This window comes from Modestobacter sp. VKM Ac-2979 (assembly GCF_026967995.1).
In the GTDB taxonomy this organism is placed as follows: domain Bacteria; phylum Actinomycetota; class Actinomycetes; order Mycobacteriales; family Geodermatophilaceae; genus Modestobacter.
In genome coordinates this window covers 288,828-307,227 of the sequence record NZ_JAPVBO010000001.1, presented here as the reverse complement: position 1 = coordinate 307,227, position 18,400 = coordinate 288,828, and the positions used below count along the sequence as shown (strand labels likewise).

Below are 18,400 nucleotides of genomic sequence, written 5' to 3'. Positions count from 1 at the left end.
ACGACTAGCGTGCCGGCATGGACAGCCAGGTCGGCGGGGTGTCGGTCCACCACGTCGAGCACGGGACCGGCCCGCCGCTCGTGGCGCTGCACGGTGCCGGCGTCGACCACCGGGAGATCGAGGCGGCGGTCGAGGCCGTCGTCCCGGACGTCGGACTGCGCCGCGTCTACCCGGACCTGCCCGGGATGGGTCGCTCGACGGCCGAGGGGCTGACCAGCAACGACGACGTCGTCACGCTGCTCGCCGGCTTCGTCGAACAGCTGGCCGAGGAGCCGGTGCTGCTGCTCGGGCACTCCTACGGCGCCTACCTGGCCCGGGGTCTGGCGGCCCGCCGTCCGGACCTCGTGCGCGGCCTCGCGCTGGTGTGCCCGCTCGGCGAGCGGACCGGACAGGTCCCCGACCACGAGGTGGTCCGCCAGGACGACGACGCCCACGACGAGCTCGCGCCGGAGCAGCGGGCGGGGTTCGACGAGTACTTCGTGGTCCGGACCCGGACGACCGCCCGCCGCTACCGCGACCACGTCATCCCCGGCACGACGCTGGTCGACGAAGCCGCGTTGGAGCGGGTCTTCGCGGGGTGGTCGATCGACCTGGGCACCTACGACGGGCCCACGCTCATCGTCGCCGGCCGCCGCGACTCCACGGTCGGGTGTGCGGACGCGGTCGGCCTGCTCGGCCAGCATCCGAACGCCACCCTGGCGGTCGTCGAGGGCGCCGGCCACGCGCTGGTGCACGAGCGGCCCGAGGTCTTCGGCGCACTGCTCCGCGAGTGGATCGACCGCGCCCGCCCGGACGTCAGTCCCTTACGGGGCACTGCAGGTTGATCGGGTTGCCGTCCGGGTCGGTCACGTGGGCCACCCGCATGCCCCACGCCATGTCCGTCGGCCCTCCGGTGACCGCGCCGCCGTGCGAGCGGACCGAGTCCAGGAGCGCGTCGACGTCGTCGACGCCGATGCCCAGCAGGGTTCGGTTGCCGGCGGGTGGCTCGGCCTCCCGGACGAGCCCCAGCACCGAGTCACCGATGCGCAGGCTGAGGAAGAACGGCGGGTCGCCGTCGTCCTCAGGCGGGGTCTGCTCGACCACCTGAGCGTTCAGTACTCCGACGTAGAAGTCCCTCAGGCGTTCCGGGTCGGCGGTGAGGATCATGGGCAGGATCGTGGGCATGGGGTCTCCTCCGGGGTCGGTCGCCTCGCAGCACTGACTCCGGGATGGTGGGGAAGTCATCGGCCCGGCCGTCAGCGGGAGTTGAGCCGGGCCGCCTGGCGCGTCAGGTGGTCGCGCTCGGCTGCGTTGCCCGCCAGGGCGGCCGCCTCGGCGTAGAGCCGCGCCGCCCTCGTCCGGTCGCCGTCCTTCTCGTGCAGGTACGCCTGGACGGCGGCGAAGCGGGGGACCGAGGCGTCCACCGAGGCGAGCGCTGCCAGGCCGGCGCGCGGACCGTCCGCCTCACCGACGGCGACCGCGCGGTTGAGCCGCACCACCGGGCTGCCGGTCAGCCCGACCAGCTCGTCGTACCACTCCACGATCTGCACCCAGTCGGTCTCCGCGGCCGACCGCGCGTCGGCGTGCAGCGCCGCGATCGCGGCCTGGGCCTGGTACTCGCCCAGCCGGTCCCGGGCCAGGGCGGCCTGCAGCACCTGGACGCCCTCTCTGATCAGCGCGGTGTCCCACCGGTCGCGGTCCTGCTCGGCGAGTGGCACCAGGCTGCCGTCGGACGCGGTCCGGGCGGCCCGCCGCGCGTGGTGGAGCAGCATCAGGGCGAGCAGCCCCGCCACCTCCGGGTGGTCGACGGCGGCCGCGAGCTGACGGGTCAACCGGATCGCCTCCGCAGCCAGGTCGACGTCCCCGGAGTAGCCCTCGTTGAACACCAGGTAGAGCACGCGCAGCACGGTGGCGACGTCGCCGGGCTCGTTGAAGCGGACGTCGGAGACAGTCCGCTTCGCGCGGCTGATCCGCTGGGCCATCGTCGCCTCGGGCACCAGGTAGGCCGCGGCGATCTGCCGCGTGGTCAGCCCGCCCACGGCGCGCAGCGTGAGCGCCACCGCCGACGCGGGCGTCAACGACGGGTGGGCGCAGAGGAAGTACAGCTGCAGCGTGTCGTCCGCCGAGGGCACCGGCCCGGACGGCGGCTCGTCGGCGACGGTCTCCTCCCGGCGCCGGCGGGTGGCCTCCGCCCGGGTCGCGTCGAGGAACCGCCGCCAGGCCACGGTGACAAGCCAGCCCGTCGGGTCCCGCGGCGGGGCGGCCGGCCAGCTGCGGACCGCCTCGAGCAGCGCCTCCTGGACGGCGTCCTCGGCCGCCGCGAAGTCGGCTCCGCGGCGGACGAGGACGCCGAGCACGCCCGGCACCAGGCCCCGCATCAGGGCGTCGTCCACCGGTGGGGTCACTCGGTGATGGTGGGGGACGCGCCCAGGAACGGGCGCAGCTCGAGCCACTCGTGGATCGGCCGGCCGCCCGCTCCCGGCGCCGCCGACAGCTCGCCGGCCAGCTCGACGGCGCGCTCGTGGCTGTCGACGTCGATGACCATCCAGCCGGCGATGAGGTCCTTCGTCTCTGCGAACGGGCCGTCGGTGACCGGCGGGCGACCCTCGCCGTCGTACCGGACCCACGACCCCTCGGGGGCCAGCGCCTGGCCGTCGACGAACTCGCCGGTCTCCTCGAGCTTCGCCGCGAAGTCCTGCATGTACTGGATGTGGGCGGAGACCTCGTCGGGGGTCCACTGGTCCATCGGGACGTCGTTCACCGCAGCCGGCGCGCCGCGGTAGTGCTTGAGCAGCAGGTACTTGGCCATCGTGGTTCTCCTCGCTGGTGGTGCGGCCATCGTGGCCGCGGACACCCGGGAGACGGAACCGGTCGCGCGTTCTCGACATCGGACGTCGCTCAATGCCGGTGCTCGTGCCAACAGCCGCTCATCGGGCAGCTGGGCACTGCTCTCTCGCGGCTTGTCAAGGTGTCTCGGACATCTGTGGACAAGCGTCTGACCTGCGAATTCGGGTTGAGCGGCATCCGCGTTCGCGATAGCATTCGTACAGACGTTCGAATGCTGCGGGAGGTGCCGTGAGCGAGTTGATGTCGGCTCTCGATGCCCTCGCGTCGGACGATCTCCACTCGCTCACGGACGGGCAGGTGCTGGACCGGACGGCGATGCTGGTGCAGCTGGTCAATCGCGCCTCGGCGGAGTTGACCCGCACGGTCCGGCGCGCCGAGACCACACAGGCCGCGGAGCACGACGGGTTGAAGAGCATGCGGTCGTGGCTGATCGGGCACGTGCGGCTGGCCCCGGCCGAGGCGTCGCGGATCCTGCGGTCGGGTCGGGCGTTGGAGCACTTCCCGGCGCTGGCCGCCGGGTTCGCTGAAGGTGCGGTGACGGCGGCGCAGATGGACGTGGTGGCCGCTGCGGTGGGGGAGTCGGAGCGAGCGCAGGCTGCCGAGCAGGGCATCGACCTCGCTGCCTTCGATCGGGTGTGGGCGCAGGTGGCGGTCGAGTCGCCGCACCAGTCGCTGGTGGCTGCGGTGCAGGCCTTCGAGGACGCCCTGGACCCCGACGGCCCCGAGCCCGACCCCACCGAGGGTCGCCGGCTCACGATCGCGAAGCACGCCGACGGCAGCGTCACCGGTCGGTTCGACCTGGACGCGGTCGGTGGGGAGAAGGTGCAGGCGGCGATCGAGTCGATCGTGCAGGCCGACCGACCCCAGGGCGACGACCGGACCCGAGCCCAGCAGAACGCCGACGCCCTCGTCCAGCTGTGTGACAACCAGCTGGCCTCGGGCAGCCTGCCGATCCTGCGCACCGTCAAGCCGCACGTGGTGGTCGGCGTCGATCTCGATGACCTCGTCGATCCGGCCACCGGCGCGGGTGCGGCGGAGCTGGGCTTCGGGGCGACGATCTCGGCAGCGCGGGCCCGCTACCTGGCCTGTGACGGCAGCATCTCCCGCATCGTCATGGGCCCCGACGGCGTTCCGCTCGATCTCGGCCGGGACCACCGGGTGGTCACCCCCGGGCTCCGGAAGGCGGTCGAGCGGCGGGACAAGGCCTGCGTGTTCGCCGGCTGTGGGGCCCCGACCCACTGGTGCGACGTCCACCACCTGGTCCACTGGCTGCACGGCGGCGAGACCTCGCTGGAGAACTCAGCGTTGTTGTGCGAACGGCACCACACCAAGGTCCATCACGGGTTCCGGGTCGAACGAGATCCCGGTGGTCGATGGCGTACCTGGCGACCCGATGGCACCGAGATCCTGATCGGACCGCTCCTGCACTGACCTGCCCGGCCCGGTGCTCAGTCGCGCCCGGGCCCCGGCATGCCGCCCGGGTCCCGGCATGCCGCTCGGGTCTCGGCAGCACCGAGCGATGTCCCGGCTGCTACACGGAGTGCGCGGTCGTCGGGTCGAGCGCCTGGCCACCACGGTGCCCTGCCTGAAGGTCGGCCGCAGCAGCCCCGGCGATCGTGGAGAGCAGGGCCAGTGACTCGGCCGACCGGGAACCCGGCTCTGCCTGGTAGACCACCAGCACCTGGTCGTCGGCGTCTGCGACGGAGAACTTGTCGTAGCGCAGCTCCAGGTCACCGACCTGCGGGTGCTGCATCCGGTACACGCCCCCGCCGGGGTGCCGGCGCACGTCGTGGCGGGCCCAGAGCCGCCGGAACAGGTCGCTTCGCACCGACAGCTCGCCGACCAGCTCGGCCAGTCGCGGATCGTCGACGTCCGGGCCGGCTGCGCTCCGCAGCACGGCGACCAGGTCGACGGCGGTCGCCTCCAGCTCGGCCGGGGAGCCGGACCTGCCCGGCTCCAGGAGCACGGTCCGCAGCAGGTTGGTGCCCGGGGTGAACAGCGGCGACAGCGCCACGGCCAACCGGTTGGCCGCCAGCACGTCGAGGTGGCGGCCCTGCACGAAGGCGGGCGTGTGGTCCCACGACGCGATGAGCTGGGTGACGCTCGGTCGCACCCGCTCGGCACGCCGCTGCGCGCGACGGCGGCGGGGTGCCGGGTCCGCCAGGTCGTGCAGGTGCGCGGTCGACGCGCCGTCCAGGCCCAGCGACCGCGCCACCGCGTCGAGCACCTGCGCCGACGGATGCCGGTCACGGCCCTGCTCCAAGCGCGTGTAGTACTCGGTGCTCACCCCGGCCAGCATCGCCAGCTCGTCGCGGCGCAGCCCGGGGACGCGACGGTGGTTGGTCACCGCGATCTCGACGTCCTCGGGGCGCACCTGCTCGCGCCGGGCACGCAGGTACTCACCGATCAGGTTCTCCGTCACGCCCGAACGGTAGGTCGCCGCGGCACTCACGTGGCTGTCCCTGCCGGCACCCCCCTCACCGGGGGCCTGGTTGCCGGCGCACCGCCTCCCGACGCTGGGCGCATGACACGAACCTGGCTCATCACCGGGGTGAGCAGCGGCTTCGGCCGTCAGCTCACCGAACGGCTGCTCGCCCGCGGCGACCGCGTCGCCGGCACCGTCCGACGGCGGGACGCCGTCGCCGACCTCGTCGACACCCACCCCGACACCTTCGCCGTCCACCGCCTGGACCTCACCGAGACCGACCGCATCCGGTCGGTGGTGGACGCCGCACAGGCGCACTTCGGCCGGCTGGACGTCGTCGTGAGCAACGCCGGCTACGGGCTGTTCGGCGCCGCCGAGGAGCTCAGCGACGACCAGGTCCGCCACCAGCTCGACACCAACCTGCTCGGCTCCATCCAGCTGATCCGCGCCGCGCTCCCGCACCTGCGTGCCGCCGGCGGCGGGCGGGTCCTCCAGCTGTCGTCGATGGCCGGCCAGGCCGCGTGGCCGGGCTCCTCGCTGTACAACGCCTCGAAGTGGGGCATCGAGGGCTTCTGCGAGGCGCTGGGCCCCGAGGTGGCGCCGTTCGGCATCGGCGTCACCATCGTCGAGCCCGGAGGTGCCCGCACCGACTTCGGGCACGGCGGGCTGCGCTTCGCCGACCCGCTCGACGCCTACGACGTCTCGCCCGCTGCGGCCGTGCGGGCATTCCGCGACGGCGGGCCGCCCGGGGTCATCGGCGACCCGGGGCGGATGGCCGACGCGATGATCGACAGCGTCGATCAGCAGCCCGCGCCGCTGCGCCTGGTGCTCGGCAGCGACTCGTGGGCCGCGATGAGCGCCTCCCTGGAAGGCCGGCTGGCGGACGTGCGGGCGCAGCGGGACAGCGCCGCGCGCACCGACGGCTGACCGGCGGCCTCAGGAGGCGGCGGTCGCGACCTCGGCGTCCTCGGTGGGCGGGGCGAGCAGCACCTGGACGTCGCGGTCGCGCCAGCGCACGGCGGCCGCCTCGTCCTCGGTGACGATCAGGTCGATGCCGGACGGCGGCAGCACCAGGTGCGGCGCGACGGTGTCGTGCTTGCTGCTGTCGGCCAGTACCGCGGTGCGCCGGGCCACCTGCGCCATCGCCGCCTTCACGTCGGCATCGTCGGCGTCGACCGAGGTGGCACCGGCCTCCGGGTCCAGGGCGCACGCGCCGAGGAACGCCCAGTCGGCCCGGTGGCGGGCCAGCGCCGCGGCGGTGGCCGACCCGCTGAAGTACCGCGAGTGCCGGCTCCACTGGCCGCCGGCCAGGGTGAGGTCGACCTCCGGGTCGGCCTCGAACAGGAGCGCGATGTCCAGGGAGTTGGTGATCACCGACAGCGGGCGCACGGTCAGCGCCCGGGCGAGCGCGAGCACGGTCGACCCGGCGTCCAGGACGACGGTGTCGCCTGGCTGGACCAGGTTCGCGGCCGCGGCGGCCTCGGCGATCGCGTCCTTCGCGGCAGTGGCGACGTCCTGGCGGTCGGCCCAGGCCATCCGCGCCGGGTCCAGCAGCACCGCCCCGCCGTGCGTCTTCTGCAGGTGCCCGGCCGTCGACAGCGCCCGGAGGTCGCGGCGGACGCTGTCCTCCGACACCCCCAGCAGCTCGGCCAGCTCGCCGACCTGCACCCGGCCGTGCCGGTGCAGCTCGTCGAGGATCCGTGCCTGGCGCTCCCGGGCGAACACACGCATCCCGTCCTCTCGCCTACTGATTCCTGCTTGACTCTGCGGAAGTCTGCACGATTCACTGCGGGACGTGCAAGAACCGGCAGCGCCAGCGTCCACCATCAGGATCACGTCACCGGTCGCGCTCGCCGTCGCCGGTGTGGTCGGCTTCCTCGTGCTGGGGGCCCTGGCCAGCGTCCTGGGCCCCACCCTGCCCCGGCTGCGGGTCGAGCACGGGCTCGGCCCGGCCGCGGCCTCGTGGCTGCCGGCCGCCTTCTCCGCCGGGTCGGCACTGGGCGTGGGCCTCGCCGGGTATCTCCGGCTCCGGCTGACACTGGCGCCGCTGCTCACCGGCGGCGCGCTGGTCCTCGGCGTCGGCTGCGCCGCCGTGCCGATGGCGCCCAGCGGAGGAGCGGTCGCCGGGGCGCTGCTGCTGGCGGGCATCGGGTTCGGCGTAGTCGACCTGCTGCTCAACCTCACCCTCGCGCGGTCGTTCGGCGCCGGCAGCGGCGCCGTCCTGATGGCGGTCAGCGCCGCGTTCGGCGTCAGCGCCGTCCTCACGCCCGTGTTCGTCGGCTCGGCGCCCGAGGATCTCGTCGCACCCTTCGGGGCCTGCGCGGTCGGGGCCGTCGCCCTCGCGGTACTCGCCGCCCGGCTGCGCACCGCCGCGCGGCCGGTGGCGGCCGTGATCCCTGGGCCCCGCCGGCACCCGGTCGGGGAGTCGGTCGCCATCGGGCTGCTCGCCGCGGTGCTGCTGGGCTACGTCGCGGTCGAGGGCGGCGTCGCCGGGTGGGAGACCACCCACCTGCTGGCGACCACCGACCTCACCGACGGCCAGGCGGCCCGGGCGGTCGCCCTCTTCTGGCTGGGCCTGACCGTCGGCCGGCTGCTCGCCACGCCGCTGGCGCTGCGCCACCACCCGAGCCGGATCGTGGTCGGCTCGCTGGCCGGCGCGACCGTGGCGCTGGCCCTGGCCGCGCACGCCCCGGTCGCGGTGGCGGCCTACGCGCTGGCCGGGCTGTTCCTCGCCCCGGTGTTCCCGGCGGTCATCGCCTGGCACGCCGACCGGGTGCCCAGCGGGCGCGGTGCGACCGTCGTGTTCGCGGTCGGGCTCGCCGGGCCGCTGCTCACCTCGCCGCTGATCGGTGCGATCGCCCAGAGCGCGGGCACGAAGACGATCCCGTGGGTGCTCGCCGCCCTCGCGCTGGCCGCCGCCGGTGGTGCGCTGGCACTGAACGGGCGCACCGCCACCCCGACGCCGGCCCCCGCCGAGGTGACCGTGTGAGCGGCCCGGCCGGCTCGCCGGCCGCCGCTGACGGCATCACCAGGCGACGGGACCGTGCCGGTCGGTGAAGGTGCCGGTCGGGCCGTCCGCGCCGATCGACGCCATCGCGACGATCGCGTCCGTGCCCTCGGTGACGGTCTGCGGGCCGGCGTGGCCGTTGAAGTCCGTCGCCGTGTAGCCCGGGTCCACCACGTTGATCCGCAGCTCCGGGAGGAACTGGGCGTAGACCGAGGTGAGCATGTTGACCGCCGCCTTGCTGGCCGAGTAGCCGAGCGAGGGGACCGAGTGCTCGATCCGGGACTCGTCGGAGCGCACGGCGAACGAGCCGAGCCCGCTGGTCACGTTCACGATCACCGGGGCCGCCGACTCGCGCAGCAGCGGCAGGAAGGCGTGCGTCGTCCGGACGATCCCACCGGTGTTGGTGTCGAGCACCGCCATCAGGTCCGCGGCGGTGTACTCGTCGACCGCGCCGATCGGCCCGGAGACGCCGGCGTTGTTGACCAGCACGTCCAGCCCGCCCAAGCGCTCGCGCACCTCCTTCGCCGCCGAGGCCACCGACTCGTCGGAGGTCACGTCGATGCGCACCCACTCCACGCCCAGCTCCTCGGCCGCGCGCTGACCGCGCTCGGCGTCGCGGGCGCCGATGACCACCCGGTGCCCCTGCTCCTTCAGCCGCCGGGCCGCCTCGAAGCCGAGGCTCTTGTTGCCGCCAGTGATCAATGTCGTCGTCATGCACCCACCGTGCGCCCGTCCGGGGGACGTCGACTGGTGCCGTTCGACCGTATGACTGGCAGTACCACCCATCCCGGCCGCAGTGGACGACGATGAGCTCATGACCGACCGAGGGGACTTCGCGGCGCTGCTGCGCGCATGGCGGGAACGCCTCCAGCCGGCCGCGGTCGGGTTCCCCACCGGGCAGCGGCGCACCAAGGGGCTGCGCCGGGAGGAGGTCGCCCTGCTGGCCGGCGTCTCGGTCGACTACCTCGTCCGGCTGGAGCAGGGCCGCGCCGACCGCCCCTCGGCGCAGGTCGTCGCCTCGCTCGCCCGGGTGCTGCAGCTGTCCGACCTCGAGCGCGACCAGCTGTACCTCGCCGCCGGCCTGCCCGCGCCGCTGCCCAGCGCCGTCCCCACGCACATCCCGGCCAGCGTGCAGCGGCTGCTCGCCCGGCTGCCGGACGTCGCCATCGGCGTGTGGACGGCGCACTGGACCCTACTGACCGCCAACGCGGCGTGGCGTGCCCTGCTGGGGGACATGCCGGCCGGCCTCAACCTGGTCGCCGCGGAGTTCGCCGGTCGGGCCCCGCAGGTCGTGTGGAGCGACGGTGACCTGGAACGCCACCAGCGGGCCCTCGTCTCCGACCTGCGCAGTGCCCAGATCCGCTACCCGGACGACCCGTCCGTGCGGGCGCTGCTCGCCGAGCTGCAGCCCGACCCGCGCTTCGCGCAGCTGTGGGCCGAGGGCACCGTCGTCGAGCACCGGTTCCAGGCGAAGACCTTCGTGCACCCGCGCGTCGGCCGGGTGACGGTCGACTGCGACGTCCTCACCGTGATCGGCACCGACCTGCGCATCGTCACCTACACCGCCGAGCCGGGCACCGAGGACGCCTCCCGGTTCGACCTGATCCGCACCCTCGGGTTGGCGGAGGTCGTCGGACCGTCCGCCTGACGGCCGGTCAGCGCCGGAGCTCGGCCACCTCGTCGAGCCGGCCCAGCTTGTGCGGGTTGCGCACCGCGTACATCCGGGAGATCCGGCCGTCCGCCACGACGAAGGTGATCGCCGTGTCGAACTCGCCGCCCGGGTCGATCCGGGCGGCGATCCCGCCGTTGATCAGCGGCGTGGTGATCAGCACCCCGGGCGCGAACGCAGCGAACCGGGACAGCGCCCCGGCCACCCGCTCCCGGCCGGCGAACGGGCGCCGGGCAGCGGGCGCCAGGCCGCCGCCGTCCGCGACCACCACGACGTCCGGCGCGAGCACGTCCAGCAGCGCCTGCACGTCGCCGCCGGTGAGCGCGGCCAGGAACCGGTCCACCACCAGCTGCTGCTCGGCCGGGTCGACCACCATCCGCGGACGGCGGGCGGCCACGTGCTCCCGCGCCCGGTGCGCGATCTGCCGGACGGCGGCGCCCGACTTGCCCACCGCCTCGGCGATCTCCTCGTACGGCACGTCGAAGACCTCGTGCAGCACCAGCACCGCACGCTCGGTCGGCCCCAGCGTCTCCAGCACGGTCAGCATCGCCAGCGAGACGCTCTCCGCGAGCTCGACGTCCTCGGCGACGTCCGGGCTGGTCAGCAGCGGCTCGGGCAGCCACTCGCCGACGTAGTCCTCCCGGCGGCGGGACATGGTGCGCAGCCGGTTCAGCGACTGCCGGGTGACGACCCGGACCAGGTACGCCCGCGGGTCACGCACCTCCGCGCGGTCCGCCTCGGCCCACCGCAGCCACGTCTCCTGCACGACGTCGTCGGCGTCGGCGGCCGAGCCGAGCATCTCGTAGGCGACGGTGAACAGCAGGCTGCGGTGGGCCAGGAACGGGTCGTCGGTCATGCCGAGGCGGCGTCCGTCCGCGACGGGGCAGCCAGCGGCGGCAGGCCGCAGGACGCCGAGAACTCCGCGGACCGGATGCCGAGCGCGACGTTGGCCCGGGCGGTGAGGTTCATCGCGCCGATCCTGGCAGTCAGCTCCACCAGCGCGGGCGCCCCGAGCTCGGCGAGCAGGGCGGCCGACAGCTCGTCGGTCACCGCCGGCGGCGTCTGGCTCATCGCCTCGGCGTACTCCATCACCCGGCGCTCCAGGGGCGTGAAGACGTCGGACTCCCGCCACCGCGGCACCTCCCGCGCCCGGGCCTCGTCGAGCCCGCGGTCGTGGGTCAGGAAGTGGTGCAGGTCCAGGCAGAAGCTGCAGCCGATCGTGCTGGCCGCGGCCATGGACGCGAACGACGCCAGGTCGCGGTCCAGCCGGTCCCAGGACTCGGACTTCCGGCCGAGCCCCATCAGGGCCTTGAACACCGGCGGGTGGTGCCACATCACGCCGATCGACTCCGGCACCGTGCCGAACATCCGTCGGGTCATCGCCCTGACCAGGGCTCCGTAGACGCCGGTGACCGCGGTCGCCGGGACGCGGGTGCTGCTCGTCATGTCTCCTCCAGGTGTGTGGTGGGTCGACATGGAGACACCGGCCGCGAGCCCGGTGTGACACCTCTCCGGGAGACTGCGGGGGTGCGGAGTGGAGGCAGTGGCCAGATCCGGGTCGTCGTCCTCGGCGGTGGGGTGCTGGGGGTCTCGACGGCGGCGCAGCTGGCCGCCCGGGGTGCCTGGGTCACGCTCGTGACGGACGGCGAGCCGGCCAGCGGCGCGTCGGGACGGTCGCTGTCCTGGCTGAACTCGGCCGGCGACTTCCCTCCGGAGTACCACCGGCTCCGCATGCTCGGCCTCGAGCGGTACCGGGCCCTCGCCGCCCGCCCCGACTCGACAGCGCACATCGCCTTCGACGGCGGCCTCCGCTGGGGCGACGGGGTCCGGGCCTCGTTCGAGCACCAGCGCGCGATCGGCTACCCGGCCGAGTGGCTGAGCCGGGCGGACGTCGCCGCGCGGCTCCCCGGGGTGGACGCCGGGGCGATCCCGGACGACGGCGCGCTGCTCAACCCGGACGAGGGCTGGGTCGACCTGCCGTCGCTCATCGCGCAGCTGGTGCGGGACCTGCGGGCCGCCGGGGGAGTGGTGCGGACCTCGGCCGGTTCGTGCCAGGTGGTCGTGCAGGGCGGCCGGGTCACCGGCGTCCGGACCGGTACCGGTGACGTGCTCGCCGCCGACGCCGTCGTGCTGGCCACGGGCGCCGACGTCCCGCGCACCCTCGCCGCTCTCGGTGTGCACCTGCCCGACGCCACCTCGAACGCGCTCCTCGTCCGCACCCCGCCGTTCGGGCACCGGCTCCGCGCCGTGCTGAACACGCCGCGGGTGGCGCTCCGGCCCGCCCTGGGTGGCGGGATCGTCCTGGACGCCGGCTGGTCGGAGGAGGAGGTGGTGCGCCGGGACGACGGGACGTTCGACGTCCGTGACTCCACGGTGCAGGGGCTGCTCTCCGAAGCGGCGCAGGTGCTGGCCGGTCAGCCGGTGCTGTCCTGCTCGTCCTACGGCGTCGGGCGCAAGCCGATCCCCGGCGACGGGCACCCGGTGGTCGGCGCCGTCCCCGGCATCGACGGCCTCACCGTCGCCTTCACCCACAGCGGCGCGACGCTCGGCCTCGTCGCCGGGGAGCTGCTGGCCGGGGAGGTCCTGGACGGAGCGCCGAGCCCCCTGCTGGCTGCCTTCCGGCTCGGCCGGTTCGCGGGGTAGTCCGGCACCCCGGTGTCAGTGGACGGCGACGGGCTCCGGGACGCCGAACTCCGCCAGCGCGCCGGTGTACCGCTTCGGCAGGGGAGCGGCGTACTCACCGCGCTTGCCGGTGCGCAGCCCCAGCCGCGCCAGCCCCTCGACCGTCGCGACGGCCGCCGCCACCCCGTCGATCACCGGCACCCCCACCCGCCGGGTCAGCTCCGCGGCGAGGTCGGCCATCCCCGCGCAGCCCAGCACGATCGCGTCGACGCCCTCGGTCGCGACGACGTCCGCGCACTCGGCGGCGATCCGCGAGCGCGCCGCCGGGTCGGTCTCCAGCGCCAGGACGGCGATCTCCACCGCCCGGATCGTGCGGCACTGCTCCCGCACCCCGTACCGGCCGGCGAGTTCCCAGGCCCGGCCGGTCGTCCGCTGCAGGGTCGTCACCACGCCGAAGGTCCGCCCCAGGTACGTCGCCGTCCGCATGCCGGCCTCGGCGATGCCCACCACCGGCCCGGTCGCGACCTCCCGTGCGGCGTCGAGCCCCGGGTCACCGAAGCAGGCGATGACGTGCCCGGCGGCGCCGGCCTCCTCGCCGACCGCGACCTGGGCGAGCAGCCCCGGCACGGCGAGCGCCTCGTCGTAGTGGCTCTCGATCGAGGCCGGCCCCATCTCCGGGTGCACGGCGACCACCACGGTGCCCGGGCCGGCGGCGGCCCGGGCACTGCGCCCGACCAGGTCGGTCATCGAGGCGGTGGTGTTCGGGTTGACGACCTGGATCAGCACGGCCTCAGACCCGGGTGCCGTCGGAGACGCCGGTCTCGGCCGGGTCGAGCAGCACGATCATCGGCCGCACCCGCTCCAGCCCGGCGAAGAGCACGAAGCCGAGGCCGCAGCCGATGAACCAGCCGTAGTCGCCCACCGAGGTGAAGAGCGTCAGCAGGATGGTCGGCACCCCGGCCCCGAGCACGGCGAGGACGGCGTTGGGGTTGTAGCCGCCGCGGAACCAGTACCGGCCGGTCGGGGACATCGAGTACATGTCGTCGACGGCGATCCGCTGCTTGCTCGCCAGGTAGTAGCCGGCGATCAGGATGCCGAACAGCGGGCCGATCAGGCTGCCCAGGATGCCGAGGCTGAACCGGATGCCCTCGGCGCTGTCGTACCAGTTCCACGGGGTGAGGAACACCGATCCGACGGCGGCGATCATCCCGCCGGCGCGCCAGCTGATCTTCTGCGGCGCCACGTTGGAGAAGTCGAACGCCGGGGCGATGAAGTTCGCGACGATGTTGATGCCGACCGTCGCGATGACGAAGGTCAGCCCGCCCAGCAGGATCGCGAAGGTGGAGTCGATCGCCTCCACGGTGGCGATCGGGTCGGTGATCAGCTCACCGAACACCGGCACGGTCGCCGAGGCGCAGACCACGGTCAGCAGCGAGAAGAAGAGGAAGTTCAGCGGCAGGCCGAGCAGGTTGCCGCGCTTCACCGCATCGAAGCTCTTGCCGTACCGGGCGAAGTCGCCGAAGTTCAGCATCGGGCCGGAGAAGTAGGAGACCACCAGCGCGATCGCGCCGAGCATCGTGGAGACCGTCGCCCAGCCGCTCAGCGTCGGGCCGGTGGACAGGCTCAGGTCGATGTTGGACCAGCCGGCCTCCGAGACCAGGTAGACCGCCAGCACGATCATGACGACGTAGACGGCCGGGCCGGCGAAGTCGATGAACTTCCGGATCGTCTCCATGCCCCGCCAGAACAGCGCCGCCTGGGCCACCCAGAGCACCGCGAAGGAGATCCAGCCCAGCGCCTCCAGGCCCAGGAAGGACGGCGTCAGCAGCGACTCGGCGCCCGGGACGAACTTCAGCCAGATGATGTTCAGGCTGCTCGCTGCCAGGAAGGTCTGCACGCCGTACCAGGCGACCGCAATCAGGCCGCGGATGATCGCCGGGATGTTGGCGCCCTTGACGCCGAAGACGGCGCGGTTGATCACCGGGTACGGGACGCCGGTCTTCTGGCTGGGCTTGGCCACCAGGTTGACGAACACCTGCACGATCACGATCCCGACGACCAGGGCGATGAGCACCTGCCAGGCCGCGATGCCCAGGGCGAAGAGGCTGCCCGCGGTGACGTACCCACCGACGCTGTGCACGTCCGACATCCAGAACGCGAAGATGTTGTAGGAGCCCCAGCGCTGCTGGCGCAGCGGGGCGAGGTCCTCGTTGGTGAGCCGGGGGTCGTAGTCGGCGCCGATCAGCGCGCCGCCGGGTGCGGCGGCCGAGGGCGCCGTCCCGAGGGGTGTGGGGACGTCGGTCGCGAGCGCCACCGGCTCGGGGGACGTGGTGGTCATAGAGGGCTCCTGCGGATCGTCGGCTGGTGCGGGCAGCGGCGGGTCACGAGCTCGTCGGTGTCCCGGGAGCGGCGGGGGAGCGGCCGTCCGGGAGCGACGGCGCGAACGCTAGGGAGCCGGTGTTGCCCCCGGATGTCCGCGCGGGTATATCCGCCGGGCTCAGCCGTCGGCGGGGATGCCGGCGACGATCTCCTGCAGCCGCGCGTAGTGGGCGCCGGTCACCTGGGTCAGGGCCACGACGTCACCGGCGGCGAACGCGTCGAGCATGGCGACGTGGTCGGCGGCCAGCGCCGCCGTCGCGGCAGCGGAGGCGTGCGACATGGGCCGCCCGGGTTCGGTGACGTTCCACGCCCGCTCGAACATCTGCAGCAGGCGGTGCATCTGGCACGGGGCGATCAGCGCCAGGTGGAAGCGCCGGCTCCAACGGTGGTGGTCGTCGGCACCGCCGGCGGCGGTCGCCGCCTCCAGTTCCCGCAGCGCCGCCGCCGCGACGGCGACGTCCTGCGGCGTCGAGCGGGGCACCGCGGCGGCCTGCGCGGCCGCCTCCAGCGAGGCCCGGACGACGTAGAGCTCGGCGAGCTCGGCCCGGCTCAGTCGCGCGACGACGTAGGCGCCCCGCACCTCGTGCTCGACCAGGCCCTCGGCGACCAGCGTCTTGAGCGCCTCGCGCACCGGGATCCGGCTGAGGGAGAACCGGGCGGCGACGTCGTCCACCGGGATCGGGGCGCCGGGCCGGACCAGGCCGGCCAGGATGGCCGTGCGCAGCTCCTCCAGCACGAGCGCCTGCGAGGGGGTGTCGCGGGCGCTGGCCAGCGCAGCGACCCAGGGCGCGGGAGGGCGCTGTCGCGACATCCCACCGCCTCCCTCCCGCGGACCGGAGGCCGGGACGCTAGCGGAGGCGTGTTTCCGTCACGTTGACCCGTCGTCACCCCGTCGCCGCGTGCCGATCACCCTCGGCTCCCAGGAGTTCACCCAACGAGCATGGCGCGATCCAGGGGCCCGGTTTACGGTCCTTCTCGTCCGGAGCCGGGCATCGTTCGATGCCCGCCCGGCCGCAGCAGGTTGACGGCCACAGGGGGAACTGGTGCCTGAAGTCATGCCATGCGAGCACGTGCGGGTCCTCGGCTGATGAGCCGGGCTCGTCGCGGACGGCACACGAACACCCGGTCGAGCCGGGTGCGGGCACCCGGCGTCGTCGCCAGCGCGGGCATCACCACCGCCCTGGTCGCCTTCCTCCCCGCGGCCAGCGCCGCACCCGGTGCCGCTCCGGCGCCACCGCCGTCCTCTCGCCTGATGGCCGTCGAGGCCGACGCGCTCGTGCCGCGCCCGCCGTCCGGTCTGCGTGACGTCTTCGCGCCACCGCTCGCGCCACCCCTCGCGCCACCGCTCGAACCGCTGCTGGAGACCGTGGCGATCGCGACCGACGCCGATCCCAGCAGCGCCCCCGCGACAGCCACCGCCACGGCCGCCGCCGCGCCGACCGCCGCCGTCCCGACCGGCGAGGCGTCGCCGCTGGCCGCCAGCGGGATCCCGTCGACCGCACTGACGGCCTACGAACGCGCCGCTGCGCTCTCCGCCGACTGCGGCATCAGCTGGACCCTGATCGCCGCCATCGGCCGGGTCGAGTCCAACCACGGCCGCTTCGCCGGCGCCACCCTGCACACCGACGGGCTGTCGAGCCCGCCGATCATCGGCATCCCGCTCGACGGCACCAACAACACCGCCCGGATCCTCGACTCCGACGACGGCGTGCTGGACGGCGACACCGTCTACGACCGCGCCGTCGGCCCGATGCAGTTCATCCCCACCACCTGGGCGATGTACGACAGCGACGGCAACGGCGACGGGCGCCGCGACCCCTTCAACATCAACGACGCCGCCGTCGCCACCGGCAAGTACCTCTGCGCCGCGGGTGGGGACCTCTCCACGCCGGAGGGCCAGTCGCGCGCCGTCTTCGCCTACAACCACTCCGACAGCTACGTCGCCACGGTGCTCGGGCTGTCCGCGACGTACGCCGGGACGACGCCGGAACCGGCGCCCACCCCGGAAGGTCCGGCGCCGACCGTGCCACCGGCCGCCCCCGCCCCGCCGCCCGCTGTCGAGCCGCCGCCGGCTGTCGAGCCGCCTGCGGCGCCGGTCGAGCCCCCGCCGCTCCTGGCCGCACCAGCACCGGTCCCTGCCCCCACGCCGGAGCCGGAGCCCGAGCCCGTGCCGGCTCCTGCGCCAGAGCCCGAGCCCGAGCCCGCGCCCGAGCCCGCGCCTGAGCCGGAGCCCGTCCCGGCTCCTGAGCCTGCTCCGGCACCGGAGCCCGCGCCGGAGCCGGAGCCGGAGCCCGTCCCTGCACCTGAGCCCGAGCCGGTCCCGGCTCCCGAGCCGGAGCCCGTCCCTGCACCTGAGCCCGAGCCGGTCCCGGCTCCCGAGCCGGAGCCTGCCCCGGCACCTGAGCCCGAGCCGGTCCCGGCTTCCGAGCCGGAGCCTGCCCCGGCACCGGAGCCCGAGCCGGTCCCGGCACCGGAGCCGAGCCCCGAGCCGGCCCTGTGTGGCATCGAGTTCCAGCCAGCCGAGCCGGTCGTCGTCGACGTGGTGGACGGCACCGGTGACCCGGCCCTGGTCGAGGCGGTGACCGGGGTCCTCACCGACGCCGGGCTCACCCTCGGCACGGTGAGCAGCGCCGAGGTCACCGAGTCGGCGATCGAGCACCTCGAAGGTCAGGAGGAGCCGGTGCGGCAGCTGGCCGAGGCGCTCGGCGTCGTGTCGCTGCTCCGGCCGGCGACGGGGGAGAACCTCACCGTCGTCCTGGGCTCCGCCGATGCGGCTCCGCTGGTCGAGGAGCTGGCCACGCTCGCCGACGAGGAGTGCGACACCGTCCCCGCCGAGGAGACCGACTGACCGCCAGCGACACCCAGACGTTCTTCGGCTCCCGGGCTGCCGCCTGGGAGGAGAAGTTCCCCGACGACGGGCCCCGGTTCGAGCGGGCCGTCGCCGAGCTGGGGGTGCGCGCCGGGGACGCCGTCCTCGACGCCGCCTGCGGCACCGGGCGCGCCCTGCCGGTGCTGCGCGCCGCCACCGGCCCGGCCGGGCTGCTCGTCGGCCTCGACCTGACCGGCGAGATGCTCGCCGAGGCCCAGCGGCGCGGTCGCGGGGAGCTGGCGCACCTGGTGCGTGGCGACGTCACCGGGCTGCCGTTCGCCGCAGGGGCGTTCGACGTCCTCTTCGCCTCCGGGCTGGTCTCCCACCTGCCCGACCCCGAGGCCGGCCTGCGCGAGCTGGCCCGGGTCGCTGCCGACGGCGCACGGCTCGGCCTGTTCCACCCGGTCGGCCGGGCAGCGCTGGCCCGGCGGCACGGCCGGGAACTGACCCCGGACGACGTGCGCAGCGAGCCGCGGATCCGGGAGCTGCTCACCGGCACCGGCTGGCGCGTCACCGAGGTCGATGACGCCGAGGACCGCTGGTTGGTGGTGGCCGTCCGCCGCGAGCGCACGTAGCCGACCGCCTCGCGCCTGCCCGGCGGAG

General features: G+C 74.4%; 19 protein-coding genes. 8 read left to right on the top strand and 11 right to left on the bottom strand.

Features of this window, described 5'->3' with window-relative positions; translation table 11 throughout:
• Positions 1–17: 17 nt before the first annotated feature.
• Entirely contained in the window at positions 18–824 is an 807-nt protein-coding gene (locus O2W15_RS01525; RefSeq protein WP_269178104.1) for an alpha/beta fold hydrolase, read from the top strand.
• On the opposite strand, the gene O2W15_RS01520 is transcribed toward O2W15_RS01525, so the two are convergent.
• From O2W15_RS01520 to O2W15_RS01510, 3 genes are all read right to left on the bottom strand, one after another.
• Positions 796–1,164, bottom strand: coding sequence for a VOC family protein (locus O2W15_RS01520; RefSeq protein WP_269178103.1), 369 nt, complete (start codon positions 1,162–1,164; stop codon positions 796–798). The two genes, O2W15_RS01525 and O2W15_RS01520, sit on opposite strands and share 29 nt — an antisense overlap.
• A 71-nt stretch (positions 1,165–1,235) precedes the next feature.
• On the bottom strand, positions 1,236–2,384 hold the full coding sequence (locus tag O2W15_RS01515; protein WP_269178102.1) for an RNA polymerase sigma factor: 1,149 nt from the start codon (positions 2,382–2,384) through the stop codon (positions 1,236–1,238).
• Positions 2,381–2,788, bottom strand: a complete 408-nt coding sequence (locus tag O2W15_RS01510) for a YciI family protein (protein ID WP_269178101.1) — start codon at positions 2,786–2,788, stop codon at positions 2,381–2,383. The genes O2W15_RS01515 and O2W15_RS01510 overlap by 4 nt, the downstream gene beginning before the upstream one ends.
• Positions 2,789–3,054: 266 nt before the next feature.
• Between O2W15_RS01510 and O2W15_RS01505 the strand changes: the two genes are divergently transcribed.
• Complete coding sequence (locus tag O2W15_RS01505) at positions 3,055–4,257, top strand: HNH endonuclease signature motif containing protein (protein ID WP_269178100.1); 1,203 nt, start codon at positions 3,055–3,057, stop codon at positions 4,255–4,257.
• 100 nt (positions 4,258–4,357) lie between these two features.
• Here O2W15_RS01505 and O2W15_RS01500 read toward each other — a convergent pair whose 3' ends face one another.
• Positions 4,358–5,248: a helix-turn-helix domain-containing protein gene (locus O2W15_RS01500; protein ID WP_269178099.1), complete on the bottom strand. Its 891-nt coding sequence runs from the start codon at positions 5,246–5,248 to the stop codon at positions 4,358–4,360.
• A gap of 102 nt (positions 5,249–5,350) precedes the next feature.
• Between O2W15_RS01500 and O2W15_RS01495 the strand changes: the two genes are divergently transcribed.
• Positions 5,351–6,178, top strand: coding sequence for an SDR family oxidoreductase (locus O2W15_RS01495; protein WP_269178098.1), 828 nt, complete (start codon positions 5,351–5,353; stop codon positions 6,176–6,178).
• 9 nt (positions 6,179–6,187) lie between these two features.
• Here O2W15_RS01495 and O2W15_RS01490 read toward each other — a convergent pair whose 3' ends face one another.
• The gene (locus O2W15_RS01490) at positions 6,188–6,982 is read right to left on the bottom strand and encodes a DeoR/GlpR family DNA-binding transcription regulator (RefSeq protein WP_269178097.1); all 795 of its coding nucleotides are present in this window, start codon (positions 6,980–6,982) and stop codon (positions 6,188–6,190) included.
• A 64-nt stretch (positions 6,983–7,046) separates the two neighbouring features.
• Here O2W15_RS01490 and O2W15_RS01485 point away from each other — a divergent pair, with 64 nt between their 5' ends.
• Entirely contained in the window at positions 7,047–8,240 is a 1,194-nt protein-coding gene (locus O2W15_RS01485; RefSeq protein WP_269178096.1) for an MFS transporter, read from the top strand.
• 36 nt (positions 8,241–8,276) lie between these two features.
• Here O2W15_RS01485 and O2W15_RS01480 read toward each other — a convergent pair whose 3' ends face one another.
• The gene (locus tag O2W15_RS01480; RefSeq protein WP_269178095.1) at positions 8,277–8,972 is read right to left on the bottom strand and encodes an SDR family NAD(P)-dependent oxidoreductase; all 696 of its coding nucleotides are present in this window, start codon (positions 8,970–8,972) and stop codon (positions 8,277–8,279) included.
• Between the two features lie 100 nt (positions 8,973–9,072).
• Here O2W15_RS01480 and O2W15_RS01475 point away from each other — a divergent pair, with 100 nt between their 5' ends.
• Complete coding sequence (locus O2W15_RS01475; protein WP_269178094.1) at positions 9,073–9,906, top strand: helix-turn-helix transcriptional regulator; 834 nt, start codon at positions 9,073–9,075, stop codon at positions 9,904–9,906.
• Positions 9,907–9,913: 7 nt separating this feature from the next.
• On the opposite strand, the gene O2W15_RS01470 is transcribed toward O2W15_RS01475, so the two are convergent.
• Positions 9,914–10,783, bottom strand: coding sequence for an RNA polymerase sigma-70 factor (locus O2W15_RS01470; RefSeq protein WP_269178093.1), 870 nt, complete (start codon positions 10,781–10,783; stop codon positions 9,914–9,916).
• The gene (locus O2W15_RS01465; protein ID WP_269161717.1) at positions 10,780–11,373 is read right to left on the bottom strand and encodes a carboxymuconolactone decarboxylase family protein; all 594 of its coding nucleotides are present in this window, start codon (positions 11,371–11,373) and stop codon (positions 10,780–10,782) included. The genes O2W15_RS01470 and O2W15_RS01465 overlap by 4 nt, the downstream gene beginning before the upstream one ends.
• A gap of 81 nt (positions 11,374–11,454) precedes the next feature.
• Here O2W15_RS01465 and O2W15_RS01460 point away from each other — a divergent pair, with 81 nt between their 5' ends.
• Entirely contained in the window at positions 11,455–12,570 is a 1,116-nt protein-coding gene (locus O2W15_RS01460) for an NAD(P)/FAD-dependent oxidoreductase (protein WP_269178092.1), read from the top strand.
• 15 nt (positions 12,571–12,585) lie between these two features.
• Here the strand turns inward: O2W15_RS01460 and O2W15_RS01455 are convergent, their stop codons facing one another.
• From O2W15_RS01455 to O2W15_RS01445, 3 genes are all read right to left on the bottom strand, one after another.
• Complete coding sequence (locus O2W15_RS01455; RefSeq protein ID WP_269178091.1) at positions 12,586–13,335, bottom strand: aspartate/glutamate racemase family protein; 750 nt, start codon at positions 13,333–13,335, stop codon at positions 12,586–12,588.
• A gap of 4 nt (positions 13,336–13,339) precedes the next feature.
• Positions 13,340–14,887, bottom strand: coding sequence for an NCS1 family nucleobase:cation symporter-1 (locus tag O2W15_RS01450; RefSeq protein ID WP_269178090.1), 1,548 nt, complete (start codon positions 14,885–14,887; stop codon positions 13,340–13,342).
• 159 nt (positions 14,888–15,046) lie between these two features.
• Entirely contained in the window at positions 15,047–15,739 is a 693-nt protein-coding gene (locus tag O2W15_RS01445) for a GntR family transcriptional regulator (protein ID WP_269178089.1), read from the bottom strand.
• Between the two features lie 276 nt (positions 15,740–16,015).
• On the opposite strand from O2W15_RS01445, the gene O2W15_RS01440 reads away from it, so the two are divergent.
• Both O2W15_RS01440 and O2W15_RS01435 read left to right on the top strand, forming a co-directional pair.
• Entirely contained in the window at positions 16,016–17,776 is a 1,761-nt protein-coding gene (locus O2W15_RS01440; protein ID WP_269178088.1) for a lytic transglycosylase domain-containing protein, read from the top strand.
• Positions 17,743–18,372 (top strand): class I SAM-dependent methyltransferase, encoded by a 630-nt coding sequence (locus tag O2W15_RS01435; RefSeq protein ID WP_269178087.1) that lies wholly within the window; start codon positions 17,743–17,745, stop codon positions 18,370–18,372. Before O2W15_RS01440 ends, O2W15_RS01435 begins: the two co-directional genes overlap by 34 nt.
• The last annotated feature ends 28 nt before the right edge of the window (positions 18,373–18,400 follow it).